The organism is Agrobacterium sp. ST15.16.055 (assembly GCF_027956555.1).
GTDB lineage: Bacteria > Pseudomonadota > Alphaproteobacteria > Rhizobiales > Rhizobiaceae > Agrobacterium > Agrobacterium salinitolerans.
Map to the genome: position 1 here is coordinate 158573 of NZ_JAQKGN010000002.1, position 21296 is coordinate 179868.

Annotated in this window: 27 protein-coding genes and 2 pseudogenes; 14 read left to right on the forward strand and 15 right to left on the reverse strand. The window is 58.6% G+C overall.

What is annotated here, in order from left to right:
- Positions 1 to 35: 35 nt before the first annotated feature.
- From PL599_RS03950 to dnaN, 4 genes are all read left to right on the forward strand, one after another.
- The gene (locus tag PL599_RS03950; protein ID WP_271358889.1) at positions 36 to 644 is read left to right on the forward strand and encodes a hypothetical protein; all 609 of its coding nucleotides are present in this window, start codon (positions 36 to 38) and stop codon (positions 642 to 644) included.
- On the forward strand, positions 641 to 841 hold the full coding sequence (locus PL599_RS03955; protein ID WP_271358890.1) for a hypothetical protein: 201 nt from the start codon (positions 641 to 643) through the stop codon (positions 839 to 841). The genes PL599_RS03950 and PL599_RS03955 overlap by 4 nt, the downstream gene beginning before the upstream one ends.
- 32 nt (positions 842 to 873) lie before the next feature.
- Positions 874 to 1206, forward strand: coding sequence for a hypothetical protein (locus PL599_RS03960; RefSeq protein ID WP_271358891.1), 333 nt, complete (start codon positions 874 to 876; stop codon positions 1204 to 1206).
- A gap of 65 nt (positions 1207 to 1271) precedes the next feature.
- Complete coding sequence (gene dnaN / locus PL599_RS03965; RefSeq protein WP_271358892.1) at positions 1272 to 2438, forward strand: DNA polymerase III subunit beta; 1167 nt, start codon at positions 1272 to 1274, stop codon at positions 2436 to 2438.
- A gap of 6 nt (positions 2439 to 2444) precedes the next feature.
- On the opposite strand, the gene PL599_RS03970 is transcribed toward dnaN, so the two are convergent.
- Positions 2445 to 3467, reverse strand: a complete 1023-nt coding sequence (locus tag PL599_RS03970) for a hypothetical protein (RefSeq protein ID WP_271358893.1) — start codon at positions 3465 to 3467, stop codon at positions 2445 to 2447.
- Positions 3468 to 3618: 151 nt separating this feature from the next.
- Between PL599_RS03970 and PL599_RS03975 the strand changes: the two genes are divergently transcribed.
- From PL599_RS03975 to PL599_RS03985, 3 genes are read left to right on the forward strand one after another with little or no spacing between them, the layout of a single operon-like run.
- Positions 3619 to 4689 carry a phosphoadenosine phosphosulfate reductase domain-containing protein gene (locus PL599_RS03975; RefSeq protein WP_271358894.1) on the forward strand — a complete coding sequence of 357 codons (1071 nt, stop codon included), beginning with the start codon at positions 3619 to 3621 and terminating at the stop codon, positions 4687 to 4689.
- 30 nt (positions 4690 to 4719) lie between these two features.
- Positions 4720 to 6339 (forward strand): DUF4942 domain-containing protein, encoded by a 1620-nt coding sequence (locus PL599_RS03980; protein ID WP_271358895.1) that lies wholly within the window; start codon positions 4720 to 4722, stop codon positions 6337 to 6339.
- Positions 6340 to 6359: 20 nt separating this feature from the next.
- Complete coding sequence (locus PL599_RS03985) at positions 6360 to 6806, forward strand: hypothetical protein (RefSeq protein WP_271358896.1); 447 nt, start codon at positions 6360 to 6362, stop codon at positions 6804 to 6806.
- 157 nt (positions 6807 to 6963) lie between these two features.
- Here the strand turns inward: PL599_RS03985 and PL599_RS03990 are convergent, their stop codons facing one another.
- From PL599_RS03990 to PL599_RS04050, 14 genes and pseudogenes are all read right to left on the reverse strand, one after another.
- Positions 6964 to 7776 (reverse strand): hypothetical protein, encoded by an 813-nt coding sequence (locus tag PL599_RS03990; RefSeq protein WP_271358897.1) that lies wholly within the window; start codon positions 7774 to 7776, stop codon positions 6964 to 6966.
- A 1-nt stretch (position 7777) separates the two neighbouring features.
- Complete coding sequence (locus PL599_RS03995) at positions 7778 to 8020, reverse strand: hypothetical protein (protein WP_271358898.1); 243 nt, start codon at positions 8018 to 8020, stop codon at positions 7778 to 7780.
- A gap of 23 nt (positions 8021 to 8043) precedes the next feature.
- Entirely contained in the window at positions 8044 to 8424 is a 381-nt protein-coding gene (locus tag PL599_RS04000; RefSeq protein WP_271358899.1) for a hypothetical protein, read from the reverse strand.
- A gap of 3 nt (positions 8425 to 8427) precedes the next feature.
- Positions 8428 to 9888, reverse strand: coding sequence for a replicative DNA helicase (locus tag PL599_RS04005; protein WP_271358900.1), 1461 nt, complete (start codon positions 9886 to 9888; stop codon positions 8428 to 8430).
- Positions 9854 to 10231 carry a toprim domain-containing protein gene (locus PL599_RS04010; protein ID WP_442866952.1) on the reverse strand — a complete coding sequence of 126 codons (378 nt, stop codon included), beginning with the start codon at positions 10229 to 10231 and terminating at the stop codon, positions 9854 to 9856. Before PL599_RS04010 ends, PL599_RS04005 begins: the two co-directional genes overlap by 35 nt.
- Before the next feature lie 3 nt (positions 10232 to 10234).
- Positions 10235 to 10537: pseudogene (locus tag PL599_RS22825) on the reverse strand (DUF7146 domain-containing protein); the annotation flags it as partial.
- A 75-nt stretch (positions 10538 to 10612) separates the two neighbouring features.
- Positions 10613 to 10957: pseudogene (locus tag PL599_RS04015) on the reverse strand (CHC2 zinc finger domain-containing protein); the annotation flags it as partial.
- On the reverse strand, positions 10957 to 11289 hold the full coding sequence (locus tag PL599_RS04020) for a hypothetical protein (protein WP_271358901.1): 333 nt from the start codon (positions 11287 to 11289) through the stop codon (positions 10957 to 10959). The gene PL599_RS04020 and the pseudogene PL599_RS04015, both read right to left, overlap by 1 nt.
- Complete coding sequence (locus tag PL599_RS04025; protein ID WP_271358902.1) at positions 11289 to 11876, reverse strand: hypothetical protein; 588 nt, start codon at positions 11874 to 11876, stop codon at positions 11289 to 11291. The genes PL599_RS04020 and PL599_RS04025 overlap by 1 nt, the downstream gene beginning before the upstream one ends.
- Entirely contained in the window at positions 11873 to 12469 is a 597-nt protein-coding gene (locus PL599_RS04030) for an MT-A70 family methyltransferase (protein WP_271358903.1), read from the reverse strand. Before PL599_RS04030 ends, PL599_RS04025 begins: the two co-directional genes overlap by 4 nt.
- Positions 12466 to 12846: an HNH endonuclease gene (locus tag PL599_RS04035; RefSeq protein ID WP_271358940.1), complete on the reverse strand. Its 381-nt coding sequence runs from the start codon at positions 12844 to 12846 to the stop codon at positions 12466 to 12468. The genes PL599_RS04030 and PL599_RS04035 overlap by 4 nt, the downstream gene beginning before the upstream one ends.
- 12 nt (positions 12847 to 12858) lie before the next feature.
- Positions 12859 to 13104, reverse strand: a complete 246-nt coding sequence (locus PL599_RS04040; RefSeq protein ID WP_271358904.1) for a hypothetical protein — start codon at positions 13102 to 13104, stop codon at positions 12859 to 12861.
- Between the two features lie 52 nt (positions 13105 to 13156).
- Positions 13157 to 13630: a hypothetical protein gene (locus PL599_RS04045; protein WP_271358905.1), complete on the reverse strand. Its 474-nt coding sequence runs from the start codon at positions 13628 to 13630 to the stop codon at positions 13157 to 13159.
- Positions 13631 to 14137: 507 nt separating this feature from the next.
- Complete coding sequence (locus tag PL599_RS04050; protein ID WP_271358906.1) at positions 14138 to 14380, reverse strand: hypothetical protein; 243 nt, start codon at positions 14378 to 14380, stop codon at positions 14138 to 14140.
- Between the two features lie 182 nt (positions 14381 to 14562).
- Here PL599_RS04050 and PL599_RS04055 point away from each other — a divergent pair, with 182 nt between their 5' ends.
- The 7 genes from PL599_RS04055 to PL599_RS04085 all read left to right on the forward strand — a co-directional run bounded on the left by PL599_RS04055 (position 14563) and on the right by PL599_RS04085 (position 21226).
- Positions 14563 to 15159: a S24 family peptidase gene (locus tag PL599_RS04055; RefSeq protein ID WP_271358907.1), complete on the forward strand. Its 597-nt coding sequence runs from the start codon at positions 14563 to 14565 to the stop codon at positions 15157 to 15159.
- 813 nt (positions 15160 to 15972) lie between these two features.
- On the forward strand, positions 15973 to 17247 hold the full coding sequence (locus PL599_RS04060) for an AAA family ATPase (RefSeq protein ID WP_271358908.1): 1275 nt from the start codon (positions 15973 to 15975) through the stop codon (positions 17245 to 17247).
- Positions 17244 to 18374 (forward strand): PD-(D/E)XK nuclease-like domain-containing protein, encoded by a 1131-nt coding sequence (locus PL599_RS04065; RefSeq protein WP_271358909.1) that lies wholly within the window; start codon positions 17244 to 17246, stop codon positions 18372 to 18374. The genes PL599_RS04060 and PL599_RS04065 overlap by 4 nt, the downstream gene beginning before the upstream one ends.
- Positions 18352 to 19647, forward strand: coding sequence for a recombinase RecT (locus tag PL599_RS04070; protein ID WP_271358910.1), 1296 nt, complete (start codon positions 18352 to 18354; stop codon positions 19645 to 19647). Before PL599_RS04065 ends, PL599_RS04070 begins: the two co-directional genes overlap by 23 nt.
- A gap of 55 nt (positions 19648 to 19702) precedes the next feature.
- Complete coding sequence (locus tag PL599_RS04075; protein WP_271358911.1) at positions 19703 to 20005, forward strand: hypothetical protein; 303 nt, start codon at positions 19703 to 19705, stop codon at positions 20003 to 20005.
- Positions 20002 to 20724, forward strand: coding sequence for a hypothetical protein (locus PL599_RS04080; protein WP_271358912.1), 723 nt, complete (start codon positions 20002 to 20004; stop codon positions 20722 to 20724). The genes PL599_RS04075 and PL599_RS04080 overlap by 4 nt, the downstream gene beginning before the upstream one ends.
- Positions 20725 to 20731: 7 nt before the next feature.
- Positions 20732 to 21226 carry a hypothetical protein gene (locus PL599_RS04085; protein WP_271358913.1) on the forward strand — a complete coding sequence of 165 codons (495 nt, stop codon included), beginning with the start codon at positions 20732 to 20734 and terminating at the stop codon, positions 21224 to 21226.
- Positions 21227 to 21296 lie beyond the last annotated feature (70 nt).

The window sequence follows — 21296 nt, forward strand, 5'->3', positions numbered from 1 at the left end:
TGAAATAACCCGCAATCATGCACAAGGAAGAGACCATGACAGACGCACCAGAGCGCTTTATCAAGCGCGAGAGTTTCAGCTACGGCCAGGTTGAGGGCGCCCTCTGCGCTTGGGAATGGATGCTCGACAACCAGAGCCACCCGAAGCTGGACGAATGGCACGACGCCCTTGGTTCCCCGGGCATGCGGATGCTGGCGATGCAGGCCGGAGACATCTGCGACCGCGTCTACAAGCACATGGAGTCTCTCGGCTTCGAGTTCACAGACGCCTATGATTTCGAGTTCGTGCCGGCCGTTTGCCTCAAGCTTGACTGGGACGCCCTTGCAAAGGACAACCAGTACAACGACGGTCGCTACGATCCAGATGTGAATGAGATCCTTCTGGCGATGATCGCCGCCGACAAGGCTGCAAACACCGATCCCAGCCGACGCTCATTCCACACTGCCAGCCTGACGCTCGACCAATTCTCTTTCCTCTGTCGGGCTGAGGCCGAGAAGCAGTGGGGCTACGCTGACCTCGTTGCCGACCACACCGAGAAGGTCAGAACGGCATGGGTCGAAGATCAAGAGCCTGCCGATTTCATCAAGTGGCTCGGTGAAAAATACGATCTCACCCCGAAATCGGAAATGGGGTTAGCACCATGAACGTCTACACGGTCGAGCTGAAAATGACAGTGGTGGTGACGGCCGACAATCCCGGCCGCGCTATCACCGACGCCACATCACAGATCCGGAGCGTGCTCCGTGGTAACGGCCGAGCCTTCCTGAAGGTCAACCCTCTGGAAGCCGTTGCGTGGCAGTCCAGCGGCACCTCCTTGACCCGGGGCGGCCACGACGCTTAATCTCTGGCGCAATCTCAATCAGGATTGCGCCCTTGAATACGATCATCGCCACGCTCGTCGCAGCATCCACTGCCCTCGCAGCACCCACGCCGGCGGCCGACGTCGATGCCTTCATCAAATTCATGTACGCGAGCGAGCGCTGCTCCGGCGTTGTGATCAACTTCGACAAGACGATGGAACAGGTGTTCGACCTTGGCGCCGTGCTCAAGTGGGATCACGACCGGACTCGAGACAAGATCATGGTCGAAACTCGCATCGCCAAATTCGAACACGACCAAAGCCGCAGCAAGTTCTGCGGCGAAGTGAAGAAGATATACGACGGTTACGACCCCTCATATCTGAAGCGCGTCGGCGTCGTTGACTGAATACCCAACCGGGCCTCGCGCCCGGTTTTTTTATGCCCCCGCAATTATGCACCCAGGAGAAACAGATGCTCGCAGCAGTACAAGCCCCCTCTATTTCGCCCTCCGCCTCCCTCGACTATTCGGTTTTCAAGAAGGCTGTCCTCAATGCATGCAAGGTGATCGACAAAGGGAACACCATTCCCGTACTCGACACTCTCCTCATCACGTCGGTGCGTGGCGGCTGCCACATCTTCGGCACCGACCTCGATCTGTGCACCACCACGTTCGTTCCCGGTCCGTCACACCCTGATTTCGTCACTGTGATCGACGCCCACAAGCTGAAGGGCGTGATGGATAAGGTTACAGACGCCGCACGCATCAGCTTCGAAGTGCGGGAGGATGAGAAGCTCCTCGTCACTATCGGCAAGGTCAATCTAACGCTGATGCAGGACATCCCCCGAAACGATTTCCCAGAGGACCTGTCCTTCCGAACCAACCTGAGGACTTCAAACGCCAGCTTCGCGATCCCCTCCTCCACGTTGGCGACTATCCTGCAGAAGGTCCGCTTCGCTATCTCGACCGAGGAGACGCGCTATTATCTGAACGGCGTGCTGATGCACCTCGACGAGCACGCGAAAAACCTAGCCTTCGTCGCAACCGACGGCCACAAGCTGGCGCGGTACCAGATCGATATCCCAGCCGGCGCTGAAGCTGCTCCCACGTTCTCGATCATTCCGCGAAAGACGGTCGAGGAAGTCTACCGAATGGTCTCGCGGAAAGGATGCCCCGAACAAACTCAGATCACAGTCACGGAGACGGCTATCTCTTTCCGCATCGGAGAGGACGAGTTCCTCGAGTCAAAGCTGATCGACGGCACCTTTCCGGATTACCAGCGGGTCATCCCGACACGCAATGAGCACAAGGTTGCCATCCGGACCGAAGGCTTCATCACATCTCTCAAGCAGGCGACCGCGATCAAGTCTACGAAGGACAAGGCTGCCAAGCTTTCGTTCTCACCCAATAAAGTCGTCATCACCTGCCAAGACGTTGACTTCGGCGCTGCCTCCACGGAGATGGTCGCCTTCCATGACGTCACCCTCGAGGTGGGAATGAACGCCAACTATCTTGGCGAGATCCTGAAGCAGCTAGACGGCGGCGCCATGCTCGAAATGCAAGATCCCGGTGCGCCCGTGATCATCAAAGACGGCGCTGACGATGGCGTAACATATGTTCTGATGCCACTGCGGGTTTGAGACCTATCAATCGGGAGTCTTCGACTCTTTCGCCGCAAACTGTTTTACAACAGCAGCCAGGCTCTCGGTGATCTTAGTAATCGCCGAGAGACTTTCCTCGAGCCCCTCGCTTTTCGCTTCCACTTTTGGGTTGTGTTTTATCAAAAGGGAGGCAGCTGCTACGACTTGGTCAGCGTTCCCGAAGCGCGCAACTGCTTTCAGCGCCAGCATCCGGTCGGTGAACTCGACGAGGAGCTCGGTGTAGTGCCTCTGCTCCAAGGAAAGCTTGTTACTGAGCCTCAACATCATCAGCGCCGTGAACTCCACCAGTGCAATCAAAGTCACCCATGGCGCAGAGAGGGCGAAGATGTATGGCCACACGCTACCCGCCCCTACGTTTGTTTTTAAGGACAGGAGACTGTCACTCAGATTACCAAGCCCCCTGACTCGCGAGTAAGCAATAAACAGACCAAAAGCCCCAATGAGGATTGCGAAAATCATCAGCCGCCCTGACCGGGTTTCGGCTCGACTAGCGGGACCGTCAAGCATAGTTCTGATGCGCTGTTCAGCAGCCTCAATAAACTCAATAACGTCGACGACTTTTGCTTCTTGATTTAAGCGTTTTCGAAGGGCTTTATCGACTCCGGAAACAAAAGCTTCATCAATCTTCGCGTCGATCGTAGCTGCGATAACATCCTTTGATAAAAGTTTCTCAGCTTCTCGCGCGGAGATATGCTTGAAATCATTCGCTAGACCTCGTTGGAAAAGCTGCCACTCCGACATTCTGGCACGTTCCAGCTGATCATCGTACCCGCGCCTCCGGCTGAAATAATAACTTCCGGCGCTCGCGGCGAGCGATACCCAAGCCGAAGCAATAACGAAAACAATTACCTTCCAACTGCCGTTGTCACCGACATCAGCTCGGTAAAGCCAAAACGCTAAAGTAGTAACGACCATAATTAGCATGAGGCCAACGGCCAATAACGGTGGGGCCCAACGCACTACTTCTCGCGTAAAGCTCCTTGCCAGATATACCTTACCAGCACTCATAATTCCCCCTGCAGCGTCCAGTCGAGCCCGGAATAGCTTCTAAAAGCAAATCAATGATCAATGGTTAAATCGACGGCTGCTTCCCGTTCAAATTCAACCTCGAAATTAGACTGCATACCCCCGCCGCTTATGGCACCCAAGGAGACACAACATGGAACGCTTGAAAGTCGCCGTTACCGGCGACGTCGAGGAGCTTATCGCCGGAGATTCGCCAGTGGCGATCGGCGTTTCGGGCGGAAAGGATAGCCAGGCCGCCGCCCTCGCCACCTTCCAATACCTCGAGTCCGCGGGGCACAGTGGACCCCGGATATTAATCCACGCGGATCTTGGCTCGGTTGAATGGAACGACAGCTTCCGCATATGCCAGGAGTTGGCCGACTATCTTCAGTGTGACCTCGTCATGGTTCGCCGCAAAGCCGGCGGCCTTATGGAACGATGGGAAAGCCGTTGGCTCTCAAGCAAAACTCGGTACGAGATGCTGAGCACCGTGACCCTCGTCCCTTGCTGGTCGACTCCTGCCATGCGGTTCTGCACCTCGGAACAGAAGACGCACGTCATCATGGCGGAGCTCAAGAGACGGTTCAAAGGTCAGAAGATCCTCAACGTGACCGGCGTCCGTCGCGAAGAGAGCGCGACTCGAGCACGCATGTCGGTCGCCGATAGCGATGCGGCCGGTCAAGTATGGACATGGCGCCCGATCATCGACCTCACCGTCGGCCAGGTGTTCGCCATGATCGACGCCTCCGGCCTTCACCCCCACCCCGCCTATCGCATCTTCGGCATGGGCCGGGTGTCGTGCCGCTTCTGCATCATGTCCAGCATGCCCGACATGCTGGCCGCCAGTGCGCAGCCTGAGAGCCACGATCTTTTCCGGCAGATGGTGCAGCTGGAAATCGACAGCAGCTTCGCATTTCAGGGTGCGCGTTGGCTCGGTGACGTCGCTCCGCAGCTGCTCTCCCCGGAGATGGCAAAGGGTCTGGCCTTCGCAAAGAACCGCGCCGCCCTACGGAAGGACATAGAGGCACGGATCACCAAGCCCATGCTTTACGTCAAGGGCTGGCCCACCCGCATGTTGACGAACGACGAGGCCGACATCCTCGCTAACGTCCGAAACGAAGTCACCCAGCTCTACGGCTTCCAGTCGCGACACCTGACCATCGACGGCATCCACGAGCGATACGCGGCACTCTTGGAAGAGAAGGCCGCAAAGGAAGCTGCTTAACCCGCCACCTATGGCACCATGGAGAAAGACATGAACGCGATTGTCCCCCGCAACACGGTCGAGCAGATCGTCCAGTATAGGAACCAGGCGCTCCAGCTATTCGAGGACGCCTACCGCATGATTGACGCCGCCCACGAGGCTGAGCTCGCCGCGATCGACATGGCGAAGCGCGCCTTCCCCCGCACCAATGCCTACAACGCAGCCTATGAGGTGGACACCCGCCGCGCGCTGCACCCGATCAGTCGCTCCCCTTTCGACGACTACATGCGGGAGAAGCGGCACATCATCGACCTGAATGTGTGGGCATGGGTGGTCAGCCACACCCAACTCGAGCACCTGATGGACCGACAGGCGAAGGACGAGCTGCGCGAGCAGATGTCGCACATAATCGAGGAGCCGAGCGAGCCTGGCCAGCTGATCACCAAGGAGCAGGCAGCCAAGGGCATGCCGCCGGTGACCGTCGAGAATGTTCTCGCCACGCTGGATGAGTTCATGCTGAACGCCGACACGATCTTCCGGCGCGGCATGGCGAACGCCTTCGCCAAACTGGACCGTCGCTTCCGATCTCACGACGGCTTCAAGGTCGGCAACCGCATCATCCTCACCCGCTGCTTCAACGAATACGGCAGCTGGAACTGGAGCTCACACAAGGACGAGCGCTCCACCCTCATCGACATTGAGCGCACCTTCACCATCCTCGACGGCAAACTCGACGAGGTGCGCAAACAGGACGAGGAAAATGAGACAGCTCGCCGGCAGAAGCGGCCAGCCGATTATTTCACCAAGACGATCGGCGAGATCGACCTCGCCCGGCAGGGTCTGTCCGGAGCGCGTCAGACAGAAGTCGAGACCGCATACTTCAAGGTCCGCATTTTCAAGAATGGCAACGCCCACCTTTGGTTCACCCGCAAGGATCTCGTTGCCAAGGTGAACAAGCTGATCGGCGAATATTACGGAGAAGTGCTGGCCGATGGCAGGACCGCCGAGGATGACCCGCTGTCAAAAGAAAAGGCGAAGACATCACCCGCCCGCTACTTCGGCTTCTATCCCACACCAGTGGCCGCTGCTCAGCGCGTCCTCCGCAACTCCCCAATCTGGCACCGATCGAAGGAAAGCGAGCGCTTGAAGATCCTGGAACCGTCGGCCGGTACCGGCAACCTCGCCGTCGCCTGCTACCCCATATACGAAAAGAGCTGGGACCAAGAACGGTACCGGGCCGACCACGTCGTCGACTGCATCGAGATCCAACCGCACCTGATCCCAGACCTGAAAGCCAAAAAGCTCGGTCGTGTTTTCAACGCCGACTTCATGCAGATAGAGCCGGAGACTACCGGCCTCTACGACCTGGTCGTTATGAACCCACCCTTCGACCGGGAACGGGATATCGACCATGTCGTCCACGCCCTGAATTTCCTGAAGCCGGACGGAATGTTGATTGCCATCATGTCCGCTGGCACCGAGTTTAGGCAGACAGCAAAGTCGGTCGCATTCCGCAAACTGATGGAAGACATGGGCGCACGCTGGGATGACCTACCACCCAACTCCTTCTCTGAAGTTGGCACCAACGTGAACACAGGCTTCATTTCCGTCCGCAAGAATGGCAGGAAGAAAGACAGATATGATTTACCCACTTGGCCGAACGTCGGCTGATCAATGAGTCCGGAGTAACAATGACCAGTAAACCCGCATCCCGTCGTATTTCGAAGGCGCTTCCGAATGGCGACAAGTTCACCGCGCAGTTCGCCCTGCCCGGCTTGGTCCCTGACGTTGTCAGAAACGCTAATGGAATTGTGTTCTTCGATGACGAACGGTCTGCTGAGATCGCGGCAATGGAAGCGCTCATGCGTCTCTACGATAGCCGGACGATCGATAGCAGGAGCGCGGGTGGCTACAAGCGGATGAAGCCAGTTGACCTGGCACTCGCCATCGACGAGCTCGACACGACCCCGACCTATTTTGCGGAGATCGTCGGCGTTTCCCAAGAGCGCGTCATGAAATGGTTAGACGGAGAGCAGGATATCCCGCACTCCGTCTTCGTCCTTACCAATCTATTGCTCCTCAACGATGCCAACTTCGAGCTGGCTGAGGAGGTGACCAGAAAATGTCAGGAGAAATAAATGAACGTCATCAACGACTTTCGCCTGTGGGCTTCCCGGATGGGCTTCGGACAGCGCCAGGTGAGCGCGGCGGCCGAGCTCATCGGCATCAACAACAAGTGGACGGCCAGCAACACTTACACAGGTAAGCGCGAGCTGACCGTGTCCGAGCGCCTTGCTATGTCTGCAGTGCGAGCGGGCTTGAAGCCGTGGACGCCCGAATACGACGCCGAATTACAGGCGGCATCCGAGGTGGCTCCGGCCACCGTGCAGTAACGTCCCCCTCCGGGATATAGCCGAGGGCCAGCCCCGCCCGGTCCAGTGCATAGTGCAGCGCGGTCACTGTCTTACGCCGCTCCTTTGCCTTCGTACCGCGCCGGCTGGCCTTCGTTTTCACCGGCACCAGATCCAGCCAGTCGTCCTTCCAGACCACCGCCTCAATCAGTGGGAATGCCCAGCCCGCCTCCATCGTGGTGCGCAGCATCTGGACGAGCTTCATGCAGTCGAGCTGGTAGCCGCGGATATCTCCGGCCGATGAGCCGCCTCCTCCGCCACCACCCTCCCAAGACGGCGAGCGCAACTGCTTCACCTGCGCCCCATCCAGAAGGTCTCTAATGCGCAGCGCTGTGTGATAGCGCGCGCCGGCCATGCCATCCTCGTCCAGCTCGGTTTCCATCTCACCCCTCGAGATAAGATATTCCACAGGGCTGGAGTTGGCGTTGACCACGGCGATCGCGTCCTTGAAATCGATGAAGGTCCAGTTTGCCTTCTGACCCCCGCCCATATTCGAAGGAAGCTCCTCGTCGACGTGACGCATAGCCCGCTCGATCATCGCATACATTCGGTTGCGGAGATGCTCAGCTTTCGGGTCTCGACCATAGAACGCGACCAACGGCAGCGCGCCAGCCAGCGGCCTTGGCGCCGCGCTCGGCTGCTCCTTCTCTTGTTGGGCCTTCTTCAGCCTGTCGAGGATGCTCTGTCCAGTAGCCATCTCACCCACTCCTCTTCTTCTGCTGCCCCCTGAGGGGGATGATTTTCATCGGGATCTTGTCGAGAGCGCCGCCGTCGATCGCCTTGCCGTCATCGCCGATCCGGACTGACGCCAGCTCATCGAGCGCCTTCTGCCTTTCAGCATCTGTCATCGCCGATCGGTTGGCATAGGGAGAACGTCCGACAATCCCGGCCACCTGCTTCGGCCGCTTGAACGTGGCCGCTGCAATCTTCGGCTCCGACATTCCGATCAGCCACAGGACCCACACTATGTAGATGGTCCGGTCGGTATGTCGTTGCGCTCGCGGTCCTGATTGCTTTCGTTTTCTTTCCTGCATTTCCGTCCCTGCCCTTTGTATGCAACTGCGATGAGGCGCGTCTTGCCCTTCTGGCGAAGCACCGGTTTGAAGACGGACTCCGCTTCGGCTCTTGTCTGCCCGGCTATCTCGCCGTCGCGCACCATGTGGCCGTTGATGTATCTGACGACGTGGTCCAGCAGATCCTCGATCGCCTCGGTGCGGCTGCGGTAGACCTTCGGGTCGCCGCCTCTCCCCAGGATGGGTTTCATTTCGCCGTCGTGTGCCGTGCGCAGCTTGGCGTGGATGCCGACATTGGCGATGGTTTCGATCTCGTATGAAAATTCGTTCACGGCTTATGCTCCAAGCTGTGCTGGGTCGAAGCGCTCATCGGCCTCTGACATGCGGCTGTTTCTCGGCTGCTGCGGCTCGTCGTCCAGGAACGAGCCCTGCGTTTGAAATTCCTGGTCCTTGAATTGTGTGATTTTGCCATCCCAATCGAAGATGTGCCGATCGCGAGACGGCCCGAAACGATCCTTCAGTTTGTAGACTTCGATCTTTCCCTCACTCATCCTCAGCTTCCCGTCGTAGTCCTCCTTCGTCTTGGCCGCGTTGGTCATTGGCGGGTTGCGCTTCAGCCAGTCGTTGCGGTTGAAGTTTGCGAGCATGATGTCGGCATGTTCTTCCAGCGAGCCACCGTAGAAGTCCTCCATCTCGGGCTCCGGCTGCTCCTTCTGGCGCGCCGCCTTCGTGAACTGGCAGAGCCCGATCACCACGCAGTTGAGATCCTTTGCCAACGCCTTGAGGTCGCGAGCGTTTTCATAGGCGCGCTCGACCGGGTCCATGCGGACTTTGCTCGGCCGCTCCACCAGCTTCAGATGGTCGACGGCCAAGAGATCCAGGCCGAACTTGCGCTTGTGCGCGTAGGCCCTGCTGCGGATTTGCTGGATGGTCATCTTCGACGGGGACACGATCCGCATCAGCCGGTTAGCAAAGCTCTTTTGCGCGGCGATCAGTGCATCGTATTGGTCGTCGGTTAGTCCGCGCATGATGTCCCGCATGGAGACCCCCGTCTCGCCTGCGATCGAGCGAGCGACCAGCGCCACGTTGTCCATCTCCAACTCGAACAGCGACGTCGGGTGGACCGTGCTGGAGAACAGCATTTGCTGCATCGCCATCGCCGTCTTGCCAGAGCCCGGCGGCCCGCCCCAGAGCACCAGCGAGCCAGACGGGAATTGCCCGACCATCTTCTCCAGACCCTTGAGGCATGGACGGATGGAGAGCATTGACTTGCTGTCAGATGCCTTCTGGTAAATCTGGCCGATGGTGCCCGACACGGTCGACTCGTGCTCGATTGCTGCCTGCCGGGAGATATCTGCCAGCCGCTCCGATGCGCGGTCGACTATCTGGTCGGCGTCATACTTGATGTCCTTCGCCGTCTTGATCATGTTCTCCGCGAGCGCAATCACCTTGCGCCTGGTCGACGAAGACCGGAGCTCGAGTGCGTAGTCCTTGAGCGGGATGCTTTCCTCTCGGGACGCTACGTGCAGCAGCATCGAAACATAGGCCTCGGGGTCCTTCCCTTCAGCAAGGCTGCCGATGCGGCCGGCAACGATAGGCACGCGGATAGCGCGGCCATCGCAAGCCAATTCGTGAATGATGGCGAAGATCTTCTGGTGGTCGTCAGAACCGAACAGATCGAGAGTCAGGATTTCAGAGACGTTCCAGTAGTTCTCCTCGTTCAAGAGGATGGCACCGAGAACGATCTGCTCCAGCTGAAGGTTATAGATATTGGACTGTTCGCTGTTGTTGCTCATCGCGTTTTCTCTGAACCCATACGTCCAACCAGTCGTCGGGCTCGGGTGAAGGGAAGAGCACAGCCTGCACTCCTTCCTTCTCTGCCCTGGACTGGAGCTGCTTTGCTGCTGCGATCCCCGGCGGCATCATCAGATCGCCGGTTTTCTTATTGAGGCGGTGGCGATCGCCATCCGCGTAAATCTCGAGGCGCTTCACGCCCTCTGGGATTTCGAAGTTGATCATTCCGGAGGTCGACAGCGTGGCCCAAACCGATGCCTGCTTCTTCGAAAGCAGCGACACACCGAGGCCTGTCTCAATGCCTTCCACCACACGGAGAGTTTCGGTCACCGGGCCCAGCCGCACCGCCCCGCCGACAGCAGGACCAAGACCGAGCTTCAGCTTCTTGCCCTCGTCATCCGTCAGCGCATGGCCGTCGGGCCCGAGGAAGATGCGCCAGACCGCGGTGAGCTTCCGGTTCTTAGCCTGCACGCCACCGATCAATGCCGGGTGCCGCGTGTTGCCAAGCTTCAAGCCTGGGTGGAATCGGAGGCTTGGCATCCACACCGTACCCTCGGGAAAATCGCTCAACTCGATCGACCGATGACGGAGGTAAAGCTCGGCAAGCGTCCCGCCGATCGGGCGCGCGTTGTCCCAGATCGACCGGACCGTTTCCGCTTTCCGCTCTTCCTCTCTTCGACGCTCTTGCTCGCGCCGCTCGTCCCGCTTCTTGCGGTCATTCTCGCGCTGCTGGCGTTGACGCTTCTCTGCCGCGGTCTCTTCACTCCCCGGCATGTTGACGCCGGCCAGCGAGGCGACCATCTCGACCGCGCGAGGGAAAGATGCGCCGTCTAGATCCATGAAGAACCGGAAGTGATCGCCCGACGAACCGCAACCGAAGCAGTGGTACCGGCCCTTCTGGTCTTCGCAGTGAAATGACGGGCGGTTCTCGCCATGGAAGGGGCAGCAGCCCCAATAGTCACCACGCTGCGGCCGGGTCTTGGCCTTGTCCCATGTGACACGGGTACCGACCACGTCAGAGATGGTTATCCGGTCCCGAAGGTCGTCAATGAACTGATCTGTGAACCGCATTACAGGCCAACCTCCTCGAGGAAAGCCTCAAGCCCTTCCGGCTTCTCCGGGTTGGTGACGCGCGCCTTGATTTCGGCGTCCCAATGGGCCTGCAGCCGCTCGCTCCACATGCGGCCGATGTTGCGTATGCGGTCCAGCTTCAGTTCGTCCGTCGTCCTCGAGAGCCGGCGCTCCCATTTACGGATCTGCTTCCAATAAAAGTTGTGGCTGGCGCGGACTTCCTGCGGCAGGCCCTTGAAGCACTTGCCGCAGATCATCTCGCCGGGGAACTTATCCGCCGCGCCAGTGCGCTTGCAGCAAGGGCTGATGCATGGTGTGCGGCCCGGCTTCATCAGAGGAATGACTCCTGCTGATACGACCTGCCCTTATCGAAGGCATAGTCAGGTTCATGCATGATGCGGAGCGCGTCGAGCATGCAGAGGGCTTCCGCCTCATCCTCGGTTTCGTAAGACCAACCATTCCGATCACAGTAGAGCTTCGCCTGCAGCTTCAGCCATTTGGACTTCTCGGTCTGCGTTGCCGTTTTCATGTTGTCCGGCACGCGCATCTTGCCATGCGTCTTAGAGCGCCACGTCGAGATCGCAATGAGCTCCGGCTCCCGCAGTCCCATCGAATGGCAAAGCGTCTGCGCATGCGTCGGCCAGCCAGAGGAGAACATTACCTGCTTGGCGTCGATTGCAGACTTGCCGTCAGAGCCATGATCCACGATCGTCATGAGCTCCATGCCCACCTGAGGGTCAGGCAAGGCCACCAGCGTGCGCTTGAGGAAGGTGACGAACTCGGCATAGGCAGCGCCGGGAGATGGCTGCTTGAACCGCCATGTGCCGTGCCGGATATTGAGACCGCCAGCCAGACAGTAGGCAAAGCCCATGGTGCGGCCGGGATCGAACACGAAATAAGAGCCAGGTGACTTGCTCATGCTGCCACCCCCGCATCGAACTTGCCGACCTCGTCACCCCAGTGCTGCCAACCTGGACGGTTGGTGCGACTGAACAACTCGAGTCTGTTGGCGCGCGGCATGAGCTTTTCAGCAGCTACGAACGCTTCTTCTGGCTTCTCTGAATGCTTGCGCGCCAGACCAGTGAAGCCGGACCGAACGCTCTTCGTCGTCTTAGGCTTACCGCGGGTGCCGATCAGGAAAGGCTCATTGCTGCCGCGCAGGATGTAGCCGGTACCGAAATGGATCTTGCCGTTTTTGGTGGTCTTCAGCCAGGTGCCGGCGGTCTTGAACTCGAAGCCCCACGCCGACATCATCATAAACGCTTTGTCGAGCATCGGGTTGATTGCCCACACCCAGATCAGAGAGTTCGGCGCGGCCAAATCCATGATCGGCAGCGCCATCCCTTCCTCAAGCGACATGGTGCGATAGTGAGCTTGCGGTGCTTTCTTGTGACCTTTTTCGGAATAGAACTGCTGATGCCAGGGGTAATCGACCATCATAAAGTCGAAGCTGCCCGGCATCAGGTCGCCGAAGGGCCAGTTGGTTAGGCCGCCATAAGCGAAGAGCCTCATCGGTTCCTCCCCGTGGCGCGGAAAACATTCTTTTCCATTTCCATCAGTGCCTTGTTGAGACGGCGGTCTACCCACACCATTCGGAATGCGATCGGCTCTCCCGGCTGGGGAAAGGTGATCATCCGAACGAATTGCTTGACCGGCATTTTGCCCTTCAGCCGGTTGCACGGCAGGCAGGACGCTACGATGTTGTCGCTGTGGTCGAGGCCACCCGCCGCCCGGGCAATGACATGATCCCGGGTGACGTTTTTGTAGGTGAGTTTGCAGAGGCAGTATTTGCAGCAGCCTTCCTGCTTCCTCAGTGCCGCCTCGCGATCAGCTCTCGCAAAGGCGGCCTCCAGCTTCCGTTGCTGGTGGAGGGTGAGCCGATGATGCATGGCGGCCACGCATCAGCGCTTGGGCGCCTCGCGGTCGAAGCCAGGGGTGGTACCGTTGTCGAGCACGATGCGGCCGTTATCCAACTTCTCGAGGCGCTGGTCATCGAACCAACGGGACTCGATGGGGCTGCCTCCTTCGGGAGACGGAGGTTGGATAAGGGTCTGATTGCAGCCTGTGATGTATTCGCAGTGGCCCGTGGCCACTCCCTGAAAGCCGCTGATCTTATCCTTGAAGGTATATCCGAGATGGTCGTTCATTGTTTTTCTCCTGGGGGTGCATAATTGCGGGTGTATTTCGGCAGTTCGTTTGTCAGTCAGGCGCGACTTCCGCGGCCAACTCCTTGTTGATGAAGGCAGTCCCTTCATTCATGCCCTTCTGCCAAGCCTGGTACTCTTCGCTGCCAGGATGGTACGGGTTGCTCGTGCTCTTCCGAAGCCTGCCGACGGCAAGGCCGTCTTCGAAGGCTCGGTCCACCTGCGGCGTCCGATCGGAGTCGAGCAACTCCAGCTGGCGGCCGAGCTGGTGGCCGAACAGTTTCGCGATGCGGATCTTGCGCTCGAAATCGGCGATGACCTGGCCGACGTCCTTGTCCTCGAGGGATTTCGCGAACTCGTAGTCCTTCTTGGACCAGCCGAGATCCTTCAGCCGTTTGTAGACGGCGTTCATGTCGCCCTTCATGCCGGCCATTTCGGAGGTGATATCCTTGAGCTCGGTGAAGCCCTTGAGGAACTGCTGATCCTCGTACTGCTCCTGCTCGGTCTTCTCGTTGTGGTCTCTCGTCATCATCGCAAACCTATTGAGTTGGTTGAATTACAGCCCAAGCTTCTGACGAACCTCAGAGATTGGGATCCCAGTTTTCAGGAGCTCTATGTATTGAGCCTCCAGTTGCCTCGGCACCTCGAAGCCCCGGCGGGCTTTCTTATGGGCCTCGATATGCGCGGGCGGCACAAACCGTCCGTCTTCTATCCTCGAGCCTGGAGTGTCGGCCTTTCTTGGCCGCTCCTTGCGCGGGAGCTGTAACCTTGACGCCCGCGCCCGCACGGCGATGTGGCTGACGCCAATCTCTGCGGCGATATCCCTGAGAGGCGCGTTCTGCCTCCACATCCGGATTAACGTGGCGTCCTTCGCCTCAGTCCACCCCGATTTCACCGTCTCACCCCAGCCAAAAGGAGAAAATAAAAAGCGATCTCAACAGTCTTGCATGATGCTCGACGGGAACCTGACCGCTCTTGGGCATGGTCCCTCCAATTGTTTTTTGCGTATGGAGAAACCAAGATGAAAAACGCAGCTTTATGCTGCGGGCTGAGCAGTCCGCAGTTTTGCAAGCCACTCGTAATTGATGCCGGGCACGCCCTTCTTTTCGGAAGCAGCGATCACACCCTCCCAGTTGGCCGGGGCAATGCTGCCCCTGCTCCGCATCTTTCTGGCAGCCTCGTAACCGCATCCGGCGTCATTGGCGAACTCAGCAATCGACTCCCACCGTCCGATGAGATCGGCCACAGAGGAGGGTACTGATAATGGTTGGTCGCTCATGTTCGTCTACGTCCGTAAATGTTGAAAATTCAGCGAAAACGTCCGGCGCGTACGCCCAACATCAAAAACAGTACGTTTCGTACGATTACTTGGCAAGAGCAAATCGTACACCTTGGACGAAAAAAATCGTGCATAATGCGCGAATGTATCAGAGACCACTTTTAGAGACCGCTTATCTCCGCTTGAGACAGGCACGCCGTGAGGCGGGCTTTAAGACTGCGTCTGCTGCAGTCAAAGCCTTCCCCAAAGAGCTCAACCTCAACACGCTAATCAGCAACGAAAACGGGAACCGCCCGATTTCGAAGAAGATGGCGCTGGTTTACTCCAAGGTATTCGGCATCGACGCCGGCTGGCTGATCTACGGCACCAAGGCTGAGGCGGAAGAGATCGCCGATCGCGACGTTCCACTCCTGTCTATGGTGAGCGCCAGCAACTTGCGCTTCCAGCCTGGCGTCGAAGAGCACGACATCATCCGCCGGATAAAGGTGGGTGATTTGCCAAAGGGTGACTGGATTGCCCTTCAGGTTGACGGCGACTCCATGAATCGTATCGCTCCTGATGGAGCCATCATCGTTGTTGATCGCTCCGATGATCGGCTAATCGACGGAAAATTCTACATTTTTTCGGTCGATAACGGCGATGCGACGTTCAAGATGTTCAAGCGGAATCCGGACCGCCTGCAGCCCTACTCCACCAACCCCGACCACATGGCCGTGCCTGCGGATCGTGACGATCTTTACGTTTTCGGACGTGTGAAGAGAGTCATAATGGATGTTTAAACAAGAGACTCTCTACCTATAAGAGATTCTTTGTTTTGAACGATGGTGAGCCTGGAGCCCGGACATAGGAGGACTAAGCCCCGTGCTGAAACAGCATCCGGAGTTAGCCCCTATGCCAGGTGATTTGAACGACGGAGCCGCCTCTCACCCATCCTTGTCGGTCGTTATCCAGCGCCGCCAATTGTCCGCACTATCTCGTTGCCTCTGGTAAGGCACGGCAGGAACCCCTTCGGACTTTCGGAGTGGGGCTTCTATTTTCCTGCGCCCAGTGGTATAGAACAAACCGTGACCACACGGAGAGAGCGCCACCGTCTTCAACCAACCGCTCTCTTTTCAAGACCCCGGCTTCCGACCGGGGTTTTTCTTTTCGTACGATACAGCATTCAGCAAATCAACAAAATTCGTACAAAACGTACTTGACCCTATTTCGTACATAACGTACGTTGTTCGCACAGATGGAGGCAACCATGCACCCTGCGAGCAACATCAAATCCCAGAACGAAATGGCAGAAGCGATCCGTGCTTGGTTTCGCGGCGAGCCGCTTTCGCCTGCTCAAGTTGATCTTGTCGACCAGGCGCGGCGGGCTGTTCTGGGCCGAGCCTTAGGGCTTCACCAATGAGTGGCGACCGCGTCGAAGCGGTAGCGTTTGCAATTTATCAGGAGTTCATTCGCGGGGGCGTCGGCACGTCTGTCTCCCCTAAGGAAACGCCTGAGCAAGCCTGCGTCCGCCGTTGGAACCGGCTCCCTCCTCTGACCCGCGACCGCTTCATTGCGGAAGCCGATGCAGCTTTGAGAGCGTTAGAGGATTTGGCATGAAAATCGTTCAGCTGAACGCCGAGAATATCAAGCGGCTCGTTGCCGTTGAGATCCGGCCGGATGGTAATCTGGTTGAGATCACTGGCAAAAACGGCCAGGGCAAAACCTCTATCTTGGACGCCATCTGGTGGGCTCTGGACACGAACAAGACGGTCCAGTCGAAGCCGGTGCGCGATGGCGCCAAGAGCGGCTTTATTGAGCTTGACCTTGGCGAATACATCGTCCGGAAGAAGTTCACCCCTCGCGAAAACGGCGACGTCACAATCTCCCTCACGGTGACGAACAAGGACGGCGCGAAGTTTGGCAGCCCTCAGGAGCTGCTGAGCGGCTTCATTGGCGACCTGACATTCGACCCGATCGCTTTCTCCCGCATGAAGCCTCGGGATCAGGTCATTGCCCTTCGCGCGCTGGTTCCGGATTACGACTTCGAGGCGGCCGACAGGGCTAATCGGGACGACTTCGACCAGCGCACGGACGTCAACCGGCGCGCTCGCGAACTGAAGGCGCAGATTGATGGGCTATTCGTTCCGGAGGACACGCCCGACGAGCGCATTAGCTCCGATGACCTGATGCAGGAGCTGCAGTCTGCGCTCGAGAGGAACGCTCAATCCGACGCGCTGGTCGCGAAGCGCGCGAACATTGCCGAACGCATCTCTAACATGGAAGAGACGATCGCCCTCAGGACGCGGCAGGTTACGGAGCTTCAGCGCCAGATCGTTAAGGCTGAACTGGATCTCGAGGAGCTCCGCGACGAGGAGGACAGCCTCGGTGATCCCGCTGAGAAAGCTGACATCGACGCTATCCGCCGGCGCGTTACCGAATCCGAGGAAATCAATCGCCGCGTCGATCGCAAGAAGCAACGCGCTGCGCTCGAGAAAGAACTTTCCGAAGTCGAAGAAACGTCCGCCTCCCTGACGAAGACGATAGAGGCCCGCAAGGAAGCGGCTGCCAAGGCCGTCAGGGAGGCGAGGCTGCCGGTTGCCGGTCTGGAGCTCACCGAGGAGGCTATCCTTCTCAACGGCCAGCCATTCAATCAGGCAAGCGATGCAGAGCAGCTGCGCGTATCGATCGCTGTAGCTGGCGCCATGAACCCGCGCCTTCGCATCGTCCGTGTTCGTGACGGCTCACTCCTCGACAACGATTCCATGGCCGCTCTCACCTCCTACGCAGAGGAGCATGATCTTCAGCTGTGGATTGAGACGGTCCAGTCCAACCGCGAGACCGCAATCGTCATTGAGGACGGCCGGATTTCCAAAGAGGTGAAGTCATGAACGCTTATGACATGTATCGCAATGCCGACGGCACCTACACCCTCCCGCCCGGCATTTACTTCGACCTCCCCGAGAAGATTTATCACTCCGATAACTCGCTCGGCTCCACCTCGATCAAGGAGTTGGCGAAGAAGCCGTGCAAGTGGCAGTACGACCGCCTTCGTCCCGTTCGCGAAGTAGAAGCCGAGCACCTGAAATGGGGCCACGCCTGGCATTGCCGCGTGCTGGAAGGTAAGGCAGCGTTCGAAGAGCGCTACGCCAAGATCCCTACTCCGGCCGATTATCCAAAAGCTCTGAATACGACGGACCAAATCAAGGACTTCCTCCGCATGCACGGGCAGAAGCTCACCGGCAACAAGCCGGAGCTCATCGCCCGAGCGAAACTCCTGGATGATTGCCCTCCGATCTTCGACGAGATCCTTGCTCGCTGGAGGCTCGAGCACCCTGACCATACGGAGCTCACCGATCGGCAGGTAATCGAGATCGAGGACGCCGTCAGCAACATGCACCGCGACGACATGCTGTCCGCCGTGATGGTCGCCGGCTCGCTGATCAACGGCGCCGCGGAAATGTCGATCTTCTGGATCGACCAGCACGGCATCCGCCGCAAGTGCCGTTTCGATTATTCGCTCGCACCGACGGCCACCCGAGTGAAGTCCATCATCGTCGACCTCAAGTCCTTCCAGACGTTCAAGGGTGGCTCTGATGATGAAGCTGCGCTGAGGAAGGTCTACGAGGAATGCTACGACCTTCAGGTCGCGGGCTACATGGAGGGCTACTATGCCGGCCGCGAGCTCCTCGCCATGGGCCAGGTGTTCGGCACTCCGCCCGCAGGCTCATACCTCAAGGACTTCCTCCATTCCGATGGCGTTGAATGGACGTGGGTGATGATGCGCCGGGATAACGGCATGATCCCTATCACCCTCACCGTCGACACCGCCGACGAGATGTTCAAGCACGCTGGCAACATCGTCAACGATGCCCTCCACACCTACCAGAAGTACATGGCGACGTGGGGTGAGAACGCATTGTGGACGCCTCCGCCGAAGGGCGCGCTCCGACTGAACAAATCCGTAATGCCCACCCACAACAGAGGAATCCAATATGAGCAACCAAATCACCGCTGAAGCCGGGGTCTTCCTGGACAGTATGGCGGCGGATATCGCGCCCCTGCTCCGGGAGAACGGCCAGAGCTTCGATCGCCTGCGCTCGGTCTTCATGATCGCCGTCATGCAAGAGCCGAAGATCCTGGAGTGCACGCCCGAAAGCCTGCGCCGCGAAATCTCAAAGTGTGCGGCCGACGGCCTGGTGCCCGACTCCAAGGAAGCAGTGCTCCTATCCTATTGGGACAACAAGGAGCGCAAGCTGCTCGCCAACTACCAGCCGATGGTGCAGGGCATCATCAAGCGGGTGAAGGAGCTTGGCGGCGTCTTCAACATCGTCTGCAAACTGGTGCACGAAAACGACGAGTTCATCCTCAACGAGGCTGACCCGGATTCGCTGGTGCACAAGTCGGACCCGTTCGCCAAGCCAGAGCAGCGCGGCGCAGTCGTCGGCGGCTATGCAGTCTTCCGCGACGACCAGAAGCGCGTGATGCACCTTGAGACGATGTCGGCCGAGGACTTCCAGAAGGTGCGGGATGCCTCGAAAGCCCCGGACAGCCCGGCGTGGAAGAAGTGGACCAACGAAATGTATCGTAAGGCGGTCCTCCGCCGCGGTTCGAAGTACGTCCCGATCAACAACGATAAGATCCGCGCCCTTCTCGAGCGCCAGGACGACATGTTTGATTTCAACCAGCCCCGGACGCTGGAGCGGACCAATCCTTTCACCGGCGAGGTGTTCGAGGCCAACACGACGAAGGCGATCGAGAACAAGCCCGCCGTCAACATCGACCAGACCGCGGAGAAGCAGGATGACCGGCAGAAGGAGCCCGTCCAGCAGCGCCGCGAGCCCAAGGAAAAGGGAAAGCAGCAGCAACAGGCACAACGCTCGTCTCAGGCCAAACCTGACGGCGCTACGGATGTTAAAAATCAAGACGCGCAGGTCACAGAAGCCAAGAAGGAGCTCCCAAGCTCACCTCCGGACCTCCCGGACGTCATGATCGCTAAGGAAGACCATCCGAAAGTTGCCGAGGCGGCGAAGAAGATCCTGGAGATCGGCCTGAACATGGAGCTCGCGCCCAGTTCTCGGCGCGGCGTCCTCAAGGAAGCTTCGGTGACATGGAAAGCCGAGCTGCCGGAATATCTGCACGAGCTCCTCAAGGCGTTCATCGACGCCACCGATTGGGCGATCCGAACCGACAACGCAAAGAAGCCTTGGGCGGCTGACCACGCCGTCTTCGTCCACAAGGTTAGGTCGCTGCTCGAGATCGATAAGCTCGACATTGGGAAGTACCCGTAACCGGCTCCAATCGTTCGAGAATAACCCGCCGAATATGGCACCTAAGGAAACCTAAATGACCCAACCATTTTCTACAGCGATGCAGTCGCTCATTGATGACCTGAAGCAGAAAGAGCTCACCGCCGAATTGGTGGACAGGTTTGTCGCAACTGGTGGCGCACATCGCATTTCAGTTACCGTCGAGCATCCAGATCCCGCTGTGAAAGCAGCGGTTGATGCGGTCGCCAGAAATGTTCCTGCCGACCGTCTGCTCCGTGGCTTCGAGAACTTCTCCCGCGAGCAGGTTCTGGCCGCGCGTGTGAAGCTGCACGACTATGTCGCCAGCTCCAGCCCCTCCCGCGAGGAGGTGGGGCTATGAAGTTCCGTGTCATCGATTTCGAAACCACCGGCAAGATCGAAGATAAGGCTGCCGGCAAGCCGGTTGGCGTGGTGGAAGTTGGCTGGACCGACGTGAGCGAGACCGGCCACGTCTTCAAGCCGCAGTCGCGCCTGGTCAACCCTCACCTCCCCATCCCTCCGGAAGCTCGAGGGGTTCATCACATCTCCGAGGCCATGCTCGAGGATGCCCTTCGCGTGGACGAAGCCTTCAAACTTCTGATGACCGACATGCAGCCGCGCGATTATTTCGTCGCGCATCATGCCGCCTATGAGCGCGCCTTCTTCGGCGGTGGCGGGCTGCCGTGGGTGTGCACCATGGTGTGCGCGAAGCACCTCTGGGAAGACGCGCCAGACTATAAGAACCAGACGCTGCGCTACTGGCTGGACGTCGACCAGTTTTTCGAATGGCCGGAGCTCGCCATGCCGCCGCACCGCGCCGGTCCCGACTCCTACGTGACCGCACACATCCTCTCGCGGATGCTGCTTATGAAGGAGCCTGCCTCCCTCGTCACGTTGACGAATACGATCGTCCTGCAGAAGCGCGTCATGTTCAGCAAGCACAAAGGGCAGCTGTGGTCGGAAATGGATCGAGGCTTCCTCGAGTGGGTGTTGGACCCGGCAAAGGACTTCGATCCCGAGGTCAAGGCCACGGCACGCCATTGGCTCAACAGGGGTCTTGGAGGCACGCCGTTCGCGTGAGGTAGCCTTGACCAAGCCGAAGCGCCGAAAGGCAATTCCCGATCGGGTCAAGTTGATATCAGCACTCCGCCGATTCGGCCTCACCACGGCGGATGTGCAGTTTGATCACCAACCGGCCCTCGAGCTTCGCCCCTGGAATCCTCTGACGAACGACACGATCCCACCGGCGAACTCGCCAGACCATATCGAAATGCTCCTCATCGCCGAACACAAGGTCAAGACCTTCGGTGCCGGCGGTGAGAAACGGATCAGCACCGCGGATGGGGACGTCGGAAAGATTGCCAAGGTCCGCCGCCTCACAGCGCAACAGGAGGAAGCTCGACGGCGGATGCTGGCAAAAGATGAGGGGGAGAGACCCCAGAAGAAAAGCAAGTGGCCGAAACGCCCATTCCAAACCCGCAAGTATGCACCTCAGGAGACCGACAATGCAGGCTCAGACGACGAGCACAACGACGACGTTCCGCGTCTACACAACCCTCGGAACAAAATACATCGAGGCTGAAAATCCTGCCGGCGCTCGCGCTGCAATCAAGAAGCGGTTCCCCGCAGCCCTCATCACCAAAGTGAAGCCG

Coding starts and splice junctions, on each gene's coding strand:
- PL599_RS03950 (WP_271358889.1), top strand. CDS start 36: ATGACAGACGCACCAGAGCGCTTTATCAAGCGCGAGAGTTTCAGCTAC.
- PL599_RS03955 (WP_271358890.1), top strand. CDS start 641: ATGAACGTCTACACGGTCGAGCTGAAAATGACAGTGGTGGTGACGGCC.
- dnaN (WP_271358892.1), top strand. CDS start 1,272: ATGCTCGCAGCAGTACAAGCCCCCTCTATTTCGCCCTCCGCCTCCCTC.
- PL599_RS03970 (WP_271358893.1), bottom strand. CDS start 3,467: ATGAGTGCTGGTAAGGTATATCTGGCAAGGAGCTTTACGCGAGAAGTA.
- PL599_RS03975 (WP_271358894.1), top strand. CDS start 3,619: ATGGAACGCTTGAAAGTCGCCGTTACCGGCGACGTCGAGGAGCTTATC.
- PL599_RS03980 (WP_271358895.1), top strand. CDS start 4,720: ATGAACGCGATTGTCCCCCGCAACACGGTCGAGCAGATCGTCCAGTAT.
- PL599_RS03985 (WP_271358896.1), top strand. CDS start 6,360: ATGACCAGTAAACCCGCATCCCGTCGTATTTCGAAGGCGCTTCCGAAT.
- PL599_RS03990 (WP_271358897.1), bottom strand. CDS start 7,776: ATGGCTACTGGACAGAGCATCCTCGACAGGCTGAAGAAGGCCCAACAA.
- PL599_RS03995 (WP_271358898.1), bottom strand. CDS start 8,020: ATGTCGGAGCCGAAGATTGCAGCGGCCACGTTCAAGCGGCCGAAGCAG.
- PL599_RS04005 (WP_271358900.1), bottom strand. CDS start 9,888: ATGAGCAACAACAGCGAACAGTCCAATATCTATAACCTTCAGCTGGAG.
- PL599_RS04020 (WP_271358901.1), bottom strand. CDS start 11,289: ATGAAGCCGGGCCGCACACCATGCATCAGCCCTTGCTGCAAGCGCACT.
- PL599_RS04025 (WP_271358902.1), bottom strand. CDS start 11,876: ATGAGCAAGTCACCTGGCTCTTATTTCGTGTTCGATCCCGGCCGCACC.
- PL599_RS04030 (WP_271358903.1), bottom strand. CDS start 12,469: ATGAGGCTCTTCGCTTATGGCGGCCTAACCAACTGGCCCTTCGGCGAC.
- PL599_RS04035 (WP_271358940.1), bottom strand. CDS start 12,846: ATGCATCATCGGCTCACCCTCCACCAGCAACGGAAGCTGGAGGCCGCC.
- PL599_RS04040 (WP_271358904.1), bottom strand. CDS start 13,104: ATGAACGACCATCTCGGATATACCTTCAAGGATAAGATCAGCGGCTTT.
- PL599_RS04045 (WP_271358905.1), bottom strand. CDS start 13,630: ATGACGAGAGACCACAACGAGAAGACCGAGCAGGAGCAGTACGAGGAT.
- PL599_RS04050 (WP_271358906.1), bottom strand. CDS start 14,380: ATGAGCGACCAACCATTATCAGTACCCTCCTCTGTGGCCGATCTCATC.
- PL599_RS04060 (WP_271358908.1), top strand. CDS start 15,973: ATGAAAATCGTTCAGCTGAACGCCGAGAATATCAAGCGGCTCGTTGCC.
- PL599_RS04065 (WP_271358909.1), top strand. CDS start 17,244: ATGAACGCTTATGACATGTATCGCAATGCCGACGGCACCTACACCCTC.
- PL599_RS04070 (WP_271358910.1), top strand. CDS start 18,352: ATGAGCAACCAAATCACCGCTGAAGCCGGGGTCTTCCTGGACAGTATG.
- PL599_RS04075 (WP_271358911.1), top strand. CDS start 19,703: ATGACCCAACCATTTTCTACAGCGATGCAGTCGCTCATTGATGACCTG.
- PL599_RS04080 (WP_271358912.1), top strand. CDS start 20,002: ATGAAGTTCCGTGTCATCGATTTCGAAACCACCGGCAAGATCGAAGAT.